At 64.4% G+C, this 15,269-nt stretch carries 11 protein-coding genes; 1 reads left to right on the top strand and 10 read right to left on the bottom strand.

Annotation, left to right across the window (positions count from 1 at the left end; all coding sequences use genetic code 11):
* The first annotated feature begins 66 nt into the window (after window positions 1-66).
* Window positions 67-852 carry a methyltransferase domain-containing protein gene (locus KF691_01795; protein MBX3388169.1) on the top strand — a complete coding sequence of 262 codons (786 nt, stop codon included), beginning with the start codon at window positions 67-69 and terminating at the stop codon, window positions 850-852.
* Here KF691_01795 and KF691_01790 read toward each other — a convergent pair.
* The 10 genes from KF691_01790 to KF691_01745 all read right to left on the bottom strand — a co-directional run bounded on the left by KF691_01790 (window position 785) and on the right by KF691_01745 (window position 14,996).
* Window positions 785-2,569 (bottom strand): tetratricopeptide repeat protein, encoded by a 1,785-nt coding sequence (locus KF691_01790; GenBank protein MBX3388168.1) that lies wholly within the window; start codon window positions 2,567-2,569, stop codon window positions 785-787. The genes KF691_01795 and KF691_01790 overlap by 68 nt on opposite strands.
* A gap of 4 nt (window positions 2,570-2,573) precedes the next feature.
* The gene (locus KF691_01785; protein ID MBX3388167.1) at window positions 2,574-4,373 is read right to left on the bottom strand and encodes a tetratricopeptide repeat protein; all 1,800 of its coding nucleotides are present in this window, start codon (window positions 4,371-4,373) and stop codon (window positions 2,574-2,576) included.
* 48 nt (window positions 4,374-4,421) lie between these two features.
* Window positions 4,422-6,179 (bottom strand): hypothetical protein, encoded by a 1,758-nt coding sequence (locus KF691_01780; GenBank protein ID MBX3388166.1) that lies wholly within the window; start codon window positions 6,177-6,179, stop codon window positions 4,422-4,424.
* 25 nt (window positions 6,180-6,204) lie between these two features.
* Window positions 6,205-7,470 (bottom strand): MFS transporter, encoded by a 1,266-nt coding sequence (locus tag KF691_01775; GenBank protein MBX3388165.1) that lies wholly within the window; start codon window positions 7,468-7,470, stop codon window positions 6,205-6,207.
* Window positions 7,471-7,520: 50 nt separating this feature from the next.
* A complete protein-coding gene (locus KF691_01770; GenBank protein ID MBX3388164.1) occupies window positions 7,521-8,108 on the bottom strand; it encodes a GNAT family N-acetyltransferase in 588 nt (195 codons plus the stop codon).
* Window positions 8,109-8,117: 9 nt separating this feature from the next.
* Window positions 8,118-9,320 (bottom strand): patatin-like phospholipase family protein, encoded by a 1,203-nt coding sequence (locus tag KF691_01765; protein MBX3388163.1) that lies wholly within the window; start codon window positions 9,318-9,320, stop codon window positions 8,118-8,120.
* Window positions 9,321-9,455: 135 nt separating this feature from the next.
* Window positions 9,456-9,689, bottom strand: coding sequence for a hypothetical protein (locus KF691_01760; GenBank protein ID MBX3388162.1), 234 nt, complete (start codon window positions 9,687-9,689; stop codon window positions 9,456-9,458).
* A gap of 4 nt (window positions 9,690-9,693) precedes the next feature.
* On the bottom strand, window positions 9,694-10,281 hold the full coding sequence (locus KF691_01755; protein MBX3388161.1) for an SRPBCC domain-containing protein: 588 nt from the start codon (window positions 10,279-10,281) through the stop codon (window positions 9,694-9,696).
* A gap of 134 nt (window positions 10,282-10,415) precedes the next feature.
* A complete protein-coding gene (tadA, locus tag KF691_01750) occupies window positions 10,416-12,146 on the bottom strand; it encodes a Flp pilus assembly complex ATPase component TadA (protein ID MBX3388160.1) in 1,731 nt (576 codons plus the stop codon).
* A 3-nt stretch (window positions 12,147-12,149) separates the two neighbouring features.
* The gene (locus KF691_01745) at window positions 12,150-14,996 is read right to left on the bottom strand and encodes a hypothetical protein (protein MBX3388159.1); all 2,847 of its coding nucleotides are present in this window, start codon (window positions 14,994-14,996) and stop codon (window positions 12,150-12,152) included.
* Window positions 14,997-15,269: the final 273 nt, after the last annotated feature.

The raw sequence follows: 15,269 nt of genomic DNA, 5'->3' as shown, positions 1-15,269 counted from the left end.
CGGCTCGGCTCGGCGACGCCTAGCCTTCATTCCGTACCTGTCGCGCCAAGACGCTGGATTTTTACCTTGAATTCAACGCGCCATTCTCATCCGCACGGCCAACACCTCAACGGTCACGCCGGCGCGAACGGCCATCTGAACGGACACGCCACCCACACAGCCCCCACGACCCACGCGCCACACCGCATCGTGGAGCCGCGGAAGGCGGGAGTCTCTTCGGCGCTGACGGCGCACGCCAAGTTTCTGGCGGAGTTCATTTCGAATCCGGGGCGGATGGGAGCGGTCGCGGCGAGTTCGCCGAACCTCGCCAAGCGGATTGCGGACCAGATTGATTTTTCGCGAACGAACTCGATCGTGGAATTCGGGCCGGGGACCGGAGTCGTCACGAAGGAACTGCTGGCGCGGATGAAGCCGGGCACGAAGTTTTTCGCGATCGAGCGGAGCGCGGACCTGGCGAAGATCTGCCGCCAGAGGCTGCCTCAGGTGAAGGTGTACGAAGAGAGCGCCGAGATCGTGGACGAATTGTGCCGGCGCGAGGGCATCGAGAGTCTGGATGTGGTGGTGAGCGGTCTGCCGTGGGCGAGTTTTCCGGATGCGCTGCAGGATCGGATTCTGGAGTCGACGCTGCGGGCGCTGAAACCCGGCGGCCGGTTTGTGATGTTCGGGTATCGCGTCGGGCTCTTGACGCCGGCGGGGCGGCGGTTCCACGCGAAATTGCCGCGGTTCTTCGATCATGTGCGGCGATCGAACACGGTCTGGCTGAATCTGCCGCCGGCGCTGGTGTTCACCGGAGTGCGGAAGGCGAAGATTGATTCCGCTTCTGCTCGCACCAAGTCCGCCACAGCAATCTGACCGCATCCTGCCACCGTGCGGTGTACGCCGCGCCGTCGCACAGCGTGGACGACAGGAATCTCTGCGACCGATCCGTGCGAGCGGCGCGCAGCTCATCGACGCGTGGGGCGAGCGCGGCGGCGTTCGCGACGTATTCATCCGGTGAACGCGCGACCAATTCGGGGAAGCCGGCGGCGTGCAGGAGGCTGGCTCCCACTCTTCCCGCGTGCGTCGAACCTTCCAGCCCGACGACCGGAACACCCTGCATCAATGCCTCGCACGTCGTGGTCGTTCCGTTATAGGGGAACGAATCGAGGGCGATATCGATGCGTTCGTACATCGCGAGGTGATCCTCTTCCCGTTGCTGAAGGCCGATCAATTCGATGCGCTCGGGCGGCGCACCCGCGCTCGCGAAGCGCCGCATCAACAAGCCGCGTGCCGCGGACGAATCGAGCGCCGGCGACTTCAGGATCAGCCTGGCGCCGGCGCTTCGGCGCAGGATCTCCGACCACGTGCGCACGCAGGCCTCTGAGTACTTGGCCACCCTGTTGAAGCTCGCGAAGACGGGTTCTTTCCCATCGACGCGGAGAGCGGGCCTGCGAGCTCGCGGCGTGAAGCAGAGAAAGCAGGGATCGAGCCGGATCAGCTTCTCGGTTGAGAACGTGTCGGAGGCACCGGGAGGATCTGTCAGAGAGTCCACAAAGCGGAACTGAACCGCGCGGAAGCCGGTGGTGTTGGGGTAACCGATCGCGGAGATCTGCACCGGAGCGACCTGCGGCATGAGCGCCGGAAGGGGCGACCCTCCGGTCAGGCCGCCGAGTTCGATCACGACATCGGGCGAGACGGCCAGGACCTCGCGTCCGAGCAGACGGGGGGAACCGGAACGTTCGCTTTTCCAGTCGTCCGCGAGCGAGCGAAGCCGATCGCTCACGGCATCTTCCGTGAACGACGTGGAGAACGCGGTGAGGTGAAACGCCGAGCGATCGTGATGTCGCAGGATTGCCTCGACGAAGTACGCAACGGAATGCGCACGGAAGTCGTGCGACAAGAGCGCGATGCGCAGCGGACGATCCGGATCCGGACGGTTCCGAAAGGAGAGCGGATCGGTCACCGGCAGGGCGTATTCCGCCATGCGGCCCAGGGCGCAGTGGCGGCGGAAGCCCTCCTCGCGCGAATCGGAGACGAAGTTGGTGGCGTTTGCGAGCGCCGCCAGACAGGCGATGTCGCCGGGAAATTCCCGCAGCGCTTCGTTCAGCACGGCGATCGCTTCGGCCCCGCGTCCGAGATCGACAAGCGCCGAAGAGCGTGCCGCGGCGATCTCGGCATGGGGCTTCTTCCGGTACTGCTCGGCGAGGACTTCCTCCGCCTGCGTGAAGTCGTAGATCGATGAGAACGCGGCGGCCGTCGCGAGGGCGAGCTGCGGATCGGAGTCGAGCACACGGCGCAACACGAGCGATCGCGCCGTGGCGTCGCGCCCGCGACCGGCACGAATCAGCGTCTGCACGATCAGAGCTGCGCCTTGGGCGGCAAAGTCCTGATGCGCCAGCAGAGACTCGAAGAGCGTGAGAGCCTGGTCGAAGTTTCGTTCCTGCGCCTCGAGATGGCCGAGCGAAAGAGCGATCTGGGCGTTTTCGGGGTTGCGGCGGTTCAGCTCGCGCAGCCGCGCGCGGCCCTCGGTCCTTTTTCCTTGGCGGATTTCGTCGATCGCCTGTTGATACTGGTAGAACAACTGCGACAAGAGATCATCCCCCGATCGGCCGCACGGCCGATCGCTTCGCGCACCACGCACGCCACGTGCGGCGAACCGCCTCGCACCAGCGGGCGGCGTACGCGGTCCCATCGCAGAGAGGCGAAGCGAGCAACGTTGATCGGACACTCTCGCGGCTCGGGAGTGCGCCGGCGAGCGCAATGGCCTTTTCGACGTATTCGTCGGGTGTGCGGGCGAGATTGTGCGAGAATCCCGCGGCGTATAGAAGGCTGACGCAGACTCTCGCGGCGTGGGGCACGCCCTCGAGGGCCACAACCGGAACGCCCATCGCGAGCGCTTCGCAGGTCGTGGTTGTTCCGTTGTAGGGGAAGGTGTCGAGCGCGATGTCGACCTTGTCGTACATGCGGAGGTGGTCTTTGGGTTTTTCCTGGAGACCGGCGAGTTCGGCGCGGTCGCGCGGGATTCCGGCGCGTTCGAGGCGGCGGAACATGATCTCGCGGACATCCTCGCCGTCGAGCGCGGCGGTTTTGATCAGTAGGCGGGAGCCGGGTATGCGCGCGAGGATCTTGCCCCAGAGCGCGAAGGCTTCGTCGGTGTACTTGGTGATCTTGTTGAACGTGCCGAAGGTGATTTGTCCGCTCGATTTCGACGGAGAAGCGCCCAGATCGGGCAGATTGCGGGGCGTGTAGCAGAGGAAGCAGGGATCGAGGCGGACGAGCTGCTCGGTCGCGAAGCGATCGGCGTCGCCGGGCGGATCGGTGAGCGAATCGACGATGCGGTAGTCGATGACGCTCATGCCGGTGGTGTGCGGGTAGCCGATCGCGCTGACCTGCACGGGCGCGAGGCGCGGCGACATCGAGAAGAGCGGTGAGTTGGCGGTGAGGCCGCCGAACTCGACGAGAACGTCGGGCTTTTCTTCGCGGACAATCTCGGCCACGACGCCGGGCTTGCTGGTGCGGATGGTGCGCCAGCCGTCGCAGAGCGCGCGGAGTTCGGCCGTGACCTCGTCGTCGGTCGGGTACATGAAGATGCCGGTGAGGTGGATCGACTTGCGATCCCGGAAACGCATGATCGCTTCGACGAAGCGCGCGACCGGATGCTCGCGGAAATCAGGGGAAATGATCGCGACGCGGATCGGGCGATCGGGGTCGGGATTGTTCGGGAACGAGAGCGGATCGACGGGACGGTGCCCGGCTTCGGCGCTGCGCCCGAACATCTTGTGCAACTCGAAGTTTTCTTCTCGGTTGGCCCACGGAACGTAGTTGAGCGTGGCCGCGAGGAGGCCGATCGAGGTTGGCTCGTCCGGGACCATGCGGAGCGCTTCGCGGAAGGCGTTCTCGGCTTCGGGGAGCAGGCCGAGGTTGAGGAGGATGCTGCCACCGTAACGGACCATGGCCGGGACGGGGCCGTGCGCTTTCATGAAGTCGGCGAGCAATTGGCGGGCGCGGGTGTAGTGCGTGAGGCCGGCGTGTGTGGAAGCGAGGACGAGAACGAAATGGGGATCGGTGCTGAAGCGCTTGTAGAGCTCGTCGCCCTTGGCGGCGGCCTCCTTCTTTTTGCCGGCGAGGCCGAGCATGTGGATCAGGTTGCCCGCGGCGACGCGATCGGCGGGATTGAGAGCGAGGCAGCGCTCGACGTAGTAGACGGACTGGTCGTAGCGGCCGGTTTCGGCAAATGCTTTTCCGAGCGCGTTGCAGACAGTTGTGTCTTTGGGATCGAGGCGCTGGAGTACCTGGAGCTGTTCGATGGCGGCGTCGTATCTCCCGGCGTGGAGAAGCTGCATCGCCTGCTGGAACTTGGCGGGGCTGACGGGCACGGGCGAACGGTACGGCATGCGGAAGGGGAACGCGAGAGCGCGAGACCGAATGCGAAGCGGGCTGGATCATGAGCGCGGCGCGGCGGCGGCCTCGATGAGGGCGGATTCCCAGCGGCGCGCGTAGGCGGGACCGTCGCAGAGCGCGCTCGTGCGGATGCGCTCGCGAAGGGATGAGCGGAGGGAGGCGAGTGCGGAGGTATCGGAGGCGAGGGTGACGGCGGTGCGGAGATAGGTTTCGCGATCGGCGCAGACGAGCTCGGGCAAACCCGCGGCACTCAGAACGCTCGTTCCGACGCGCGAGGCGTGGGTGCTGCCGGTGCGCGAGACGACGGGCACGCCCATCCAGAGCGCTTCGCAGGTGGTTGTCGTGCCGTGATAGGGGAAAGTGTCGAGCGCGATGTCGATCGCGAAGTAGCGTTCGAGGTGGGCCCGCGTCGTGTCCTCCTTGCCGAGGACTGTGAGGCGATCGGGCGCGATGCCGGCGCGAGCGGCGCGATCCTGAACGTCGCGCTTGGTGCCGGGATCGTCAGCGGCGAGGCCTTTGAGATGCAGCCTGGAATTGGGCACGCGGCGGAGCAATTCGGCCCAGTCGGAGAAGAGCTCATCGTTGAGCTTGCTGAAGGCGTTGAAGGAGCCGAAGGTGATGAAGCCGTTTGCGAGAGCGGGGAGCGCGGAGACTTCGGGGGCCGATTCGGGCGGCTGGAAGCAGAGGAAGCAGGGATCGAGGCGGATGAGCCTTTCGGTGTTGAATTTGTCGCTCGCGCCGGGAGGATCGGTGATCGAATCGACGAGGCGGAAGTCGATCGTGGGCAGACCGGTGGTGTTCGGATAGCCGATCGCGCTGCCTTGGAGGCCGGCGATGCGCGGGACCATGAAGGGGAGAGGCGTGTTGGTCATATGGCCGCCGAGCTCGATCAGCACGTCCACTTTTTCGGCGGCGCAGATCTCCGCCAGGCGAGCCGAGGAGAGCGGGCGAAGATCCTGCCACGCGTCGGCGAGCGAGGCGAGTCGCTTGCTGGTTGCGTCGGGTCGCAGGCTCATGGAGATGAGGACGATGCGGACGCGTGAGCGATCGGCGTGGCGGACGATCGGCTCGACGAAGCGGGCGACGGAATGTTCGTGCAGATCGGGCGAGAGCATGGCGACGGTGAGAGGCGCCCGGTTCGTCGGCGGGGCGCGGCGGGGCGCGGGAGGATTGAGCTTCTCCATCTCCTTGCCGTACTGCATGTGGACGCGGAAAACCTCGTCGGGGTCGGCGTCGGGGATGTAATTGAGGACGGTGGCGAGGAGACTGAGGGCGGAGCGCTGGCGCGGGTTGCTCGCGAGAATCGCTCGAAGCTCCGTAGCGGCTTCGGGTGTTCTTCCCATCGCGAGCAACGCGGATGCTCGCAGCCCCCGCAAATCCTCGCTGGCGACCCCGGCGCTCGAACGCTCGGCGACGAGCGCCGCGCATTCGGAGCCGCGCCCCACATAGAGGAGCGCCGAAGCGAGCACGAGTATTGCGTTCGGCTGGGTCTTCGATTGTTCGAAGACGGTCCGGGCTCGGGCGACCGCCTCGTCCGGCTTCTTTGCCGCGAGCAGCATTTCCACGAGCGTCTGCTGGGCGGCAAAGTCTTGAGGGAGGAGTGCCGCGCGACGTTCCGCGGCGAAGGCGGCCTGCTCGAAGCGACCGGTTTCGGCGAAGAGCGAGATCAAGAGTCCGGCGACGTTGGGATCTCCGGGCGAGATGCGGCCGAGCTTGTGGAGTTCGGTCTCGGCCTGGGCAAAGCGACCCTGCCCGAGCAGGCGCGCGATCGATTCGAGTTTGAAGGGTGAGACGGCCATGGTGCGCGAGCGGAAGGGTGCAAGCCTACGGCGCGGCTTCTTCCGACGGCGGCTCGGGGAGGAAGAGGCAGACAATGAGGCCGGGAATAAAGAGCAGTCCGATCCACCACAAGACGGCCGTGAAGCCCATCGCGGTTGCGAGCCGGTCTCCGGCGAGGAGGGCGAGAAGCGTTCCCGCGGCGGAGACGAGGCGCCCAACGTTGTAGGTGAAGCCGGCGCCGACCGTGCGGATCAGCACGGGGAAGAGCGGCGGGATGTAGAGCGGAAAGAGCGCAAAGAGGCCGAGCGCGAAGAAGGCGATGATGCAGTAGAGAAGCAGGACGTGATCGAGCGCGGGCGGGGCGCGGAATGTCAGGCAGAATGCGCCGAGGCCTCCGCCCATAAGGATGAAGAACGCGCGGCGGTAGCCGATGAAGCGCGCAAGATAGGTGGCGAAGAAGTTTGCGAAGATGTTGACGACCAGGTAGATGATCGAAATGCGCGAGACGAGGGCCTGCAATTCGGGCTTTTTCATGGCGCCGACTTCGGGCAGTTTCTGGATGAGTTGTGGCCCGAAGAAGAGGAAGCCCCAGGCGGTTGTGAGGGCGATCGAGGTGAGTGCGGTGAGCAGGAGCGTGGAGCGGGCGATTTTGCCGGAGAAGAGTTCGCGGATGCGGGGCGGCTTGGATTGGCTCGCGGCCCGGACCCAGTGTTCGGGCTCGGGGACGGCGCTCCTGATCCAGATCGTGAAGAGCGCGGGCACGACGCCGACAAGGAACGGCGTGCGCGGGTCGAAGCCGCGTTCGAGCATCCACTTGGCGACGAACGAAGCGGCGATGCAACCGACGATGTAACCGGTTTGGAGTGTGGCGCTCGCCCATGCGCGATGGCGGACGTGCAAGGTCTCGCAGACAAGCGCGGAGCCGGCGGCCCATTCGCCGCCGATGCCGAGCGCGGCGATGAAGCGGAAGACGAGCAGGAGCCACCACGAATTCGCGAAGTAGACGGCGCCGGTGAAGATCGCGTAGGTGAGGACCGTGAGCATGAGCGTGCGCGCACGGCCGAGTTTGTCGCCGATGCGACCGAAGACCGCGCCGCCAACCGCCCAGCCGACGAGGAACATCGCCTGGATGAGAACGGCTTTCGTGCCAACATCCTTGGGATCGGGCGCGACGCCGTATTGCTCGGTGAGAACTTCCTCGACGAGCGGCGCGGCGAGGATGACGAAGAGGTAGCCGTCGAGCCCGTCGAAGGCCCAGCCGAGCCAGGCGGCGATAAGCGACTTGGTGGGAGAGGCGGCGCGGACTTGCACCGCCAGAGACTACACCAAGTGCGCGCGGGATTTCAAATCGGGCCGGGGCGTCAGGAGGCGCTCGCGCGCTTTTCGAGCGCGGCTTTGACCGCGGGCCACTCCTCGCGGATGATGCTGAACAGGGCGGTGTCGCGCATGCGCCCGCCCCGGACGACCATCTGCTTGCGGAGCACGCCTTCTTTTTTGGCACCGAGTTTCTGGATTGCCGCGGCGCTGTGCAGGTTGAGCACATCGCACTTGAGCTGGACGCGTTCGCAGCCGAGAGTCTCGAACGCGTGCGTCATCATGAGGAGTTTGCTCTCTGGGTTGACGCGCGTGCCGCGGTGTTCCTTTGCGATCCAGGTGAAACCGATTTCGATTCCCTTGTTGGGAAGGCGGATATCGCAGTACGAGGAGCTGCCGATCGCTTCGCCGGTTGATTTCAGAACGGTGGCGAACGGAACGCGATCGTTCATCGCGATCGCATCGCGGATGAACTTGCGGATCCCGTCGAGCGTCCATTCCGGATCTTCATTGCGGAAGTAGGTGAAGGCGTCGCGGGGAGTGTGTTTCAGGATCGCCTCGGCGTGCGATTCATCGAGCGGGACCATGTCGATCGTGCGGCCGCGGAGTGGAACCGGTTGGAAATCGTCGGTCATGCCGGATTGTTACTCGAACTTGAGCGATGTGTTCCAGCTCTCGGGGTCGGCGCCCATTTTCAGCCCAAGATCGGAGAGAGCCCGCATGGTCTCGATCTTGAACGTGCCCTCGACGGGCACACGGAAATCGTCGGGCACCGCAACATAGAAGTACTCCACGTCGATGCCGTCGACTTTTCGCAGCAGCTCGGTCTGGTAATCGAGCAGCCGCATGCTCGCGATATTGCTGAACCGAGTCATGGTGGTGAGTGCCTCGCCGGTGATGCTCGGCCAGGTTGGGCTCACGATCTTGGGCACGTCGGCCATCTGGTTGTTCACGATGACCCAGATCCGGATTCTCGACATCTTGCGATCCGGGTAGATCTTCTTCCAGAGGCCGACCAGTGATTTTTCGGAGCGGATGTTGGCGCCGGCGAGCATGTTGGCGGTTGTCCCGCCATCGACATAGAGCGAGCCGTCGATGACTTCGGGGGGGAACGCCGCGGGAACGGCGCTCGACGCCATCAGCACGTCGTAGACGGGCGCATAGTCGCCCGACTTCGCCGCGCGCTCGCAGATTCTCCCGAGAGAGAACGGCCGATTCACCCCGATATCGAGATTGGTTGTTCCGATGATGAGCGAGCGCTCGTCGGCGCTCTGCGCAGCGATTTTGTTGATGCGTTCGTGCGTCAGATGCTCCTCGACATCTCGCCGCAAGCCTTTGGTTGTTGTGAAGCTCTCGCGCCATGGAAGAAAAAAGAACCAGTCTTTCAGCTGCACCCAATCCTGTTTCGGGTTTCGATAGAGCTCGCAGATCTGCTCGTAGTCTTCGTTTGTGCCCAGGAACGCGAAGGGCGCGATGAGCGCGCCGGTGCTTACGCCGGTGACGATGTCGAACTGCGGACGCGCGCGATCTCCCTCGACACTCCCCCAGCCCTTGAGTATTCCCGCGCCGAACGCGCCCCAGTCGCCGCCACCGGAAATAACGAGCACGTTGAAGATGGGCTCGCGCGGATTCTTGCCTTCGGCTTTCGCCGTCTCGTATTCGTCCTGCTCCAGCTTCATCCGCTTGACAAACTTGGTCGCTTCGAGCACCTGATCGGTCTTGATCTGCTCAAGCGTCTGCAACCGGAGGTCCCGAAGCTCCTGCTCCGAGAGCTCCGGGCGCGAGGTTGCACAGCCGAGGATGAAGAGGCACGCTGAGAGCGCGGCAAAGAGGAGTAGTCGCTGCATCCGGGCAGTTTAGCGGGAGCATTTCGCCCTGCATCCGATTCTCGTTGGTGACGTATTGAAGACCGGGCAGGTCGATTGCGCAATCGAATCGCAATTTCGGTCACGGTGATTCTCGCGGTGGTGTGCGCGATTGCGCTACCGGTCGAACTGTCGCAAACCAGCGCGGCGTTTGGTTGCCGCATCGCTTGGGCGCGAGCGAGTGGATATGACGGATGTGTTTGCGATCAGTGCGCTGAGGAATACGGCATCGGTCGAGCGCCGACACAATCGATTCAAGACCAGCACGTGATCGTCGTACACCTGACGATCGCCGCGCTTGCCAGCGGCACAAACCTGATCCTGGCGTGCCGGGCTCCGGCGGGCTCGCAAGCGGCTACTTCTCTTCGTAGGACTCTTTGAGCGCATCGAGCACTCTCGGCCACGCCTTGACAAAGTACTCTTTGACCTCGGGCCAATTGCCATCGGTTGCAAAGCCGAACTGGCGCAAGCGCACATTGGACTTGCCGCCGGCGGCATCGGTGAACGTGACCACCACCCACGTTCGCTTGGCGCGCTCTTCCGAGAATTTGGGCGGCGCGTTCCAGGAGAAACTCACCATTTCGTCCGGCACGTAGCTCAGCACTTGGCACCCGTTGCTGCCGATCTTGGCGTTCGGGTCGAAGTAGATCTCCCACTGCCCGCCGATGCGCAGATCGAGGTCGGCCTGTGTGCCCATGAACTTCTTCCAGCCATCGCTGGTGGTGAACCGGTTGTAGACATCGCCTCGCGGAGCGTTGACGGCGATTGAAACGTCGATAGCCGGGGCTTCCATGCCGCCGGCGACGAACATCGCGGAATCCACGGCCTGCGGCTCACCGGTTGGTCCAACCATCGACTTCACTCCTCCGACTCCAAAGGCAAAGAGAAGGGCGACTGCAAGCCCGACTCCCATCCCCCGGATCGCGTTTTTTCGCGTGTTCATGCGGCTTCCCCTTGAATAACCGACCCCTTCGCGGACCATCTTTGAACGATCATTCAAATCAAGTCTACAATGGTTTGAACGATCGATCACGCGCTTTCCGTACCGATTCTTCGAATGGTGTTGAACACAATTGACTAGTGCAGCACGCGGAAAATCTCGGCCTCGTCGGTCAGGCCCTGGGCGATCTTGTCCGCCGCATCGTCCTTCATTGTCCGGAAGCCGGAGCTGACGGCTGCCTCGTAGAGCGCGACGGCGTCGGCACTGCGAAGCGTGAGTTTGCGCAGCTCGTCGTCCATTTTCATGATCTCGTAGATACCAAGGCGGCCTTTGTAGCCGGTGCCCCCGCAGACTTCGCACTTGCCCCCGATGCCGACGTGTTCGCCGACGCCGCTGCCTTTGCAGGTGTTGCAAGTGCGCCGGACGAGGCGCTGGGCGAGTGCCGCGAGGAGCGTGCTCGTGACGAGATAAGGCTCGACGCCGATATCGATGAGTCGGGTGATCGCACTGGGCGCGTCGTTGGTGTGCAGCGTCGCGAGCACCAAGTGGCCCGTGAGCGAAGCCTGGATCGCGAGCTGCGCCGTCTCGGCGTCGCGGATTTCGCCGACAAGGATGACGTCGGGGTCTTGGCGCAGCAGGCTGCGCAAGCCCGCGGCAAACGTGACGCCCCGCTTCACGTTCACCTGCATCTGGCTGATGCCGTCGAGGTGGTACTCGACCGGATCTTCGATCGTCATCACGTTGCGGCTGGTGCGATCGACGCGCCCGAGCGCGGCGTAGAGCGTGGTCGTCTTGCCGCTGCCGGTCGGTCCGGTGACGAGGATGATTCCGGTCGGCCGCTCGACCAGGTCGAGCAATTCGGCCTGCATGGTCCGGGTCATGCCGACGGCATCAAGGCTGAGCTGCGTCTGGCTCTGGTCGAGGAGACGCAGGACCAGCCGCTCGCCATAGACCGTGGGGATGCAGGAGAAACGGATGTCGATCTTGCGGCTGCCGATTCGAACGCTGGTCTGGCCATCCTGCGGGCTGTGACGATTGGCGATATCGAGCTCGGTCATGACCTTCAAGCGCGAGCTGATGGCGGGCGCGAGCGAGAGGGGCGGGCTGAAGGCATCGACAAGCATGCCGTCCACGCGGAAGCGGATGACGAGCTTGTTCTCCATCGGGTGGATGTGCACGTCGCTGGCGCGCCGGCGGAGCGCTTCGAACAGGATCATGTTCACGAGCCGGATGACCGGCGTCTGGCGTGCGAGCTGCAACAGATCGGTCGCGCTGCCGACGCTGCCGGCGACGCTCGCAATCGTCCGCTCGTCGAGCGGCATCTCGTCGATGATCTCGGTGACGAGGTCCTGGCGGCGCTCGTACGCGCGGTTAATGAGGTTCGCGACACTCGCGCGGGGCGTGAGGACGATCCGCACCGGCATGTGCAGCAGGTCCTCGAGCATGTTGAAGACTGTCGGCTGAAACGGCTGGCTGGTCGCGATCGTCATCGTCGCGCCGTCGCTCTCGATCCCGGCCACGCTGTGACGCCGGGCGAGATCGGGCGTGATCGTCTCGAAAAACTTCGCGGCGCTTTCCTGCAGCCGCGGCTCGCTCACGAACGCGAGGCCTGTGCGTTTGGAGAGCAGTTCGAGCGCGACGTGCTCGTCCATCGCGAGCGTCGAGAGCAGCGTGTCCCACGGCTCTTCGTCCGAGCTTTCCGATTGCTGAAACGCGCGCAACTGATCGCCTGTCAGGCGCAGCGGGCCGAACGCCTCCGCCACGCGCGACCATTCCCGAACAACGACGGGCGACTGTTCGCGCGCATGTTCAGCCTTGCCGTTGACAACGGCGGTGGCGAGCGCTTTTTCGGAGATTCCTTTGGGCATCGATCAGGGTCTGGCTGAAGAAACCGCGGCGGGTTCGACCGGAGGATTCTGCGCCGGCGCCTCGATCGGCGGCGGAGGCATGAGTTCCTGGATCTGCGATGGCGCCACCGGATCGGCAACCCTGGGCGAGAAGAAATCCACCAACACCGGCTTGAGTCTGGGAAGATCGGGAGCCACCTCTGTTTCAATCTGCGGGCCGGTCGTCAGCAACCGGAGATCCTCGAAGTTCGGGTCCTGCACGATCCGCGGTGTGATGAAGATGTAGAGCACCGTCTTGCGCGATAGCTTGTTGGTATCGCGGAAGAGATACCCGATCAAAGGGATGTCGCCCAGGAGCGGCAGCTTCCGCACCGTATCTGTCCGGTTGGCGAGCGTGATGCCGCCGATGACAACCGTCATATCGCTCGGAACCGTCACGGCCTTGTTGTCGATGCTCGCCTTGTTGCGGGGCGGCGGGATGCCGTTCGACCCCGAGCCCTCGAACGCGGACAGGTTCGAGATGATCTCGAGCGTGACGAGATTGCCGCTGATGCGCGGCGTGATCTCGAGATCGGTTCCGGCGTCCTCGTAGCCCGCGAAACTCGTGGTCGTCGTCGAAGTTCCCTGGTTGCTCGTGGTGGTCGGCTGCTGATCGACTCGTTCGATCTTCGCCTTTTCGTTGTCGTTCACCATGAGCGAGGGCGACGAGAGGATGCGGGTGTCCGTCGTCGTCTCGAGCGCGTGGATGATAATGGGGACGTAATTGCTCTTCACGACCGCCGCCGTGAGGCCGGTCAGACCGGTCGCGACAGTCTTCGCGGTTCCGATGTTGCTCAGCGTGGAGAGACCGAAGGCCGTGTTAATGTCGATGCCTTCGCCGAAGAGGTTGGTGAGCTGAGTCTCGAAGGCGAGCTGGAAGTCGTCGGACGCGGTGACCGCGACGATCTTGGCGTTGATGTACACCTGCGGACGACGCAGATCGATGCGCTCGATGACCGCCGCGAACTGCGTTTGCTGCCGCTGCGGCGCCTTCACGAGCACCTGGTTGTTCGCCTTGTCGGCGAGAACGAACACGTTGTTTCCGCCGGAGAACCCGATGCCGCTGGCGTCGATCTGCTGATTCTGCGTGCCGAAATTGGGGCCGAGGAAAACCTGCGGGGTCTGATTCTGCTGGTTGTTCCGCTGCGTGTTGGTGCGGTTGTTGAGCCCGCCGGTCGACGATCCGCTCGAGCCCGGCAGCAGGCTCGAATCTCCCGCCGGGGTGGTGTTGGTGAGCAGCCCGTTGATGATCTCGGCGACGTTTTCGGCCGAGGCGAACCGCAGCTTGTATTCCTTGACGACGACAACATCGTCTTCGAGGTTCATTCCCTTGATCAGCGCTTCGAGCAGCTCGTGTTGCTGGTCGGTGGCGTAATAGACGATCGTGCCTCGGTCCTCATCGACCACCATCACGGGGCCGCCCGAACTGACCGCCGTCTGCGACTGGTTGCGCTGGTTTGCGTCGTTGCCCCCGCCGAAGAACCGGCCGACCTGGTTGTTGTTTTGATTCTGTGCGCTCGCAATTGTCGTGACATCACCGAGCCCGCGCTGACGCGCGAGGTCGGCGATCTGTTTGGCGGCGGTCCCGACATAGTGGCTCCGCGAGGTCAGCCCGCTCGGCGCATCGATCGTCGCCAGCACATCGCGCACGCGGGAAATCTCGTCCGGCACGCCTCGGAAGATCAGCGCGTTGCCCTGCGGATCAATCGTCAGCCGGTCCGCGAGATTGTCGAGCGTGGTGGTTCGCCCCGAGGCGCCCGGGTTGTTCGGATCTCCGGGATTGTTGGGGTTGTTTCGCCCGAACGAAGCGGTCGTTTGCGGGGCCTGCCCGATCAATTGCAGAGCTCGTTCGCGCGCGATCGAGGCCGCAACATACTTCAATTCGACCCGGGTGAATTTGGATCTGGCGTATTCATCCAGCAGAAGTCGAACGAGCGACTCCACCGCGTCGAGTCTGCGGGGTGAACCGGTGAGCACGATCACGCCCAGTTCATCGATGTACGCCGCCTGGCTGAGCGCGCCCGAACCGGTGGTGACACCGGAGCCTGGCGCCCCTCCCGGCATTCCGACCGCGCCGCCGCCGCCGGAAGCAAACTGCGCCTCGATCGCCGGCTTGAGCGCGCTCGGGCGTACGTTCGGCGTCGGGATCACGCGCGTGGAGGGCGAGTTGCCCCCGATGCCGACCGCGACCTCGTTGATGGGGTGAACGAGGTAGAACCCGGTCACTTCATCATGGGTGATCGTGAAGCCCTGCTGCTCGAGCAGCGCGTTCACCAGCGGCAGGAACCGCTCTTTGGAAACCGAGATCGGCGCGTTGAAGCTGACCGTGCCCGTGAGGCTCCCCTTCACGGCGACGTTGATGTTCAGTTGCTTGACGAGCATGTCCACGAGCGCGGACAACTCGACGGGTGCGCTGAACGCCGACAACTCGATCTGATCCGGCGCCGCGTCGTGCCTGGTGTCGGCGTTCTCGCGTACGGGCGCGTTGCCCGGCGCCGCGCCTTCGGCGCCGCGAATCCCGTCCGCCGCGCCCGGATTGTCCTGCCTCGGCGGCATCGGTGTGCCTGCGCCGGGCTGGGCCGTCGCTTGGTCACCCTGCCCTGGCGGCGTCTGCCACGGCGCCGGCCTGGGCTCGCTCGAAGGCTGACTGGGCTGGGTCGGCTGCGCTTGCGATGCCTGCGATTGCGAAGCCTGTTGCTGCGTTGCTGGAGACTGCGGCCGGCGGACCGTCTGAGTGGTCTGGCCGAGCGCGGTCGAAGCGCCCGCGGCGAGCAGCAAAGCGGCTGCGGGCGCGAGGCAGGATTGGCGGACAACGCGCTCGGCGCGATTCATCTCTGGCGCACTCCGTGCTGAAAGCGTCGGACTTCGGCGATCGCACACGCGATGGCCGCACCGCCGCCCGGCTCCGCCGGCACATCGGGGAGAAAAGCTGGCAGTACGTTACCACGCTCGGGCGGGGCCGTCTCAGGCCTTTCAGCGCGCTTGGCGGGATTGGGGTTCGGGAAAGAGCCGGAAGTTGGTCTTTGAGAGCACGACGCGGAATGAAAAAGTGACCCGCCAGCTGCTGGCCGGCGGGTCGCTGTGCGTTGAATAACGGAAGAAGGT

The sequence above is a fragment of the Phycisphaeraceae bacterium genome (assembly GCA_019636555.1).
In the GTDB taxonomy this organism is placed as follows: domain Bacteria; phylum Planctomycetota; class Phycisphaerae; order Phycisphaerales; family UBA1924; genus JAFEBO01.
This window is presented reverse-complemented; position numbering and strand designations above follow the sequence as displayed.

Excerpts from the sequence above, each read along its gene's own strand:
- KF691_01785 (MBX3388167.1), bottom strand. The coding sequence starts at position 4,373 with ATGCCGTACCGTTCGCCCGTGCCCGTCAGCCCCGCCAAGTTCCAGCAG.
- KF691_01755 (MBX3388161.1), bottom strand. The coding sequence starts at position 10,281 with ATGAACACGCGAAAAAACGCGATCCGGGGGATGGGAGTCGGGCTTGCA.
- KF691_01770 (MBX3388164.1), bottom strand. The coding sequence starts at position 8,108 with ATGACCGACGATTTCCAACCGGTTCCACTCCGCGGCCGCACGATCGAC.
- KF691_01765 (MBX3388163.1), bottom strand. The coding sequence starts at position 9,320 with ATGCAGCGACTACTCCTCTTTGCCGCGCTCTCAGCGTGCCTCTTCATC.
- KF691_01780 (MBX3388166.1), bottom strand. The coding sequence starts at position 6,179 with ATGGCCGTCTCACCCTTCAAACTCGAATCGATCGCGCGCCTGCTCGGG.
- KF691_01745 (MBX3388159.1), bottom strand. The coding sequence starts at position 14,996 with ATGAATCGCGCCGAGCGCGTTGTCCGCCAATCCTGCCTCGCGCCCGCA.
- tadA (MBX3388160.1), bottom strand. The coding sequence starts at position 12,146 with ATGCCCAAAGGAATCTCCGAAAAAGCGCTCGCCACCGCCGTTGTCAAC.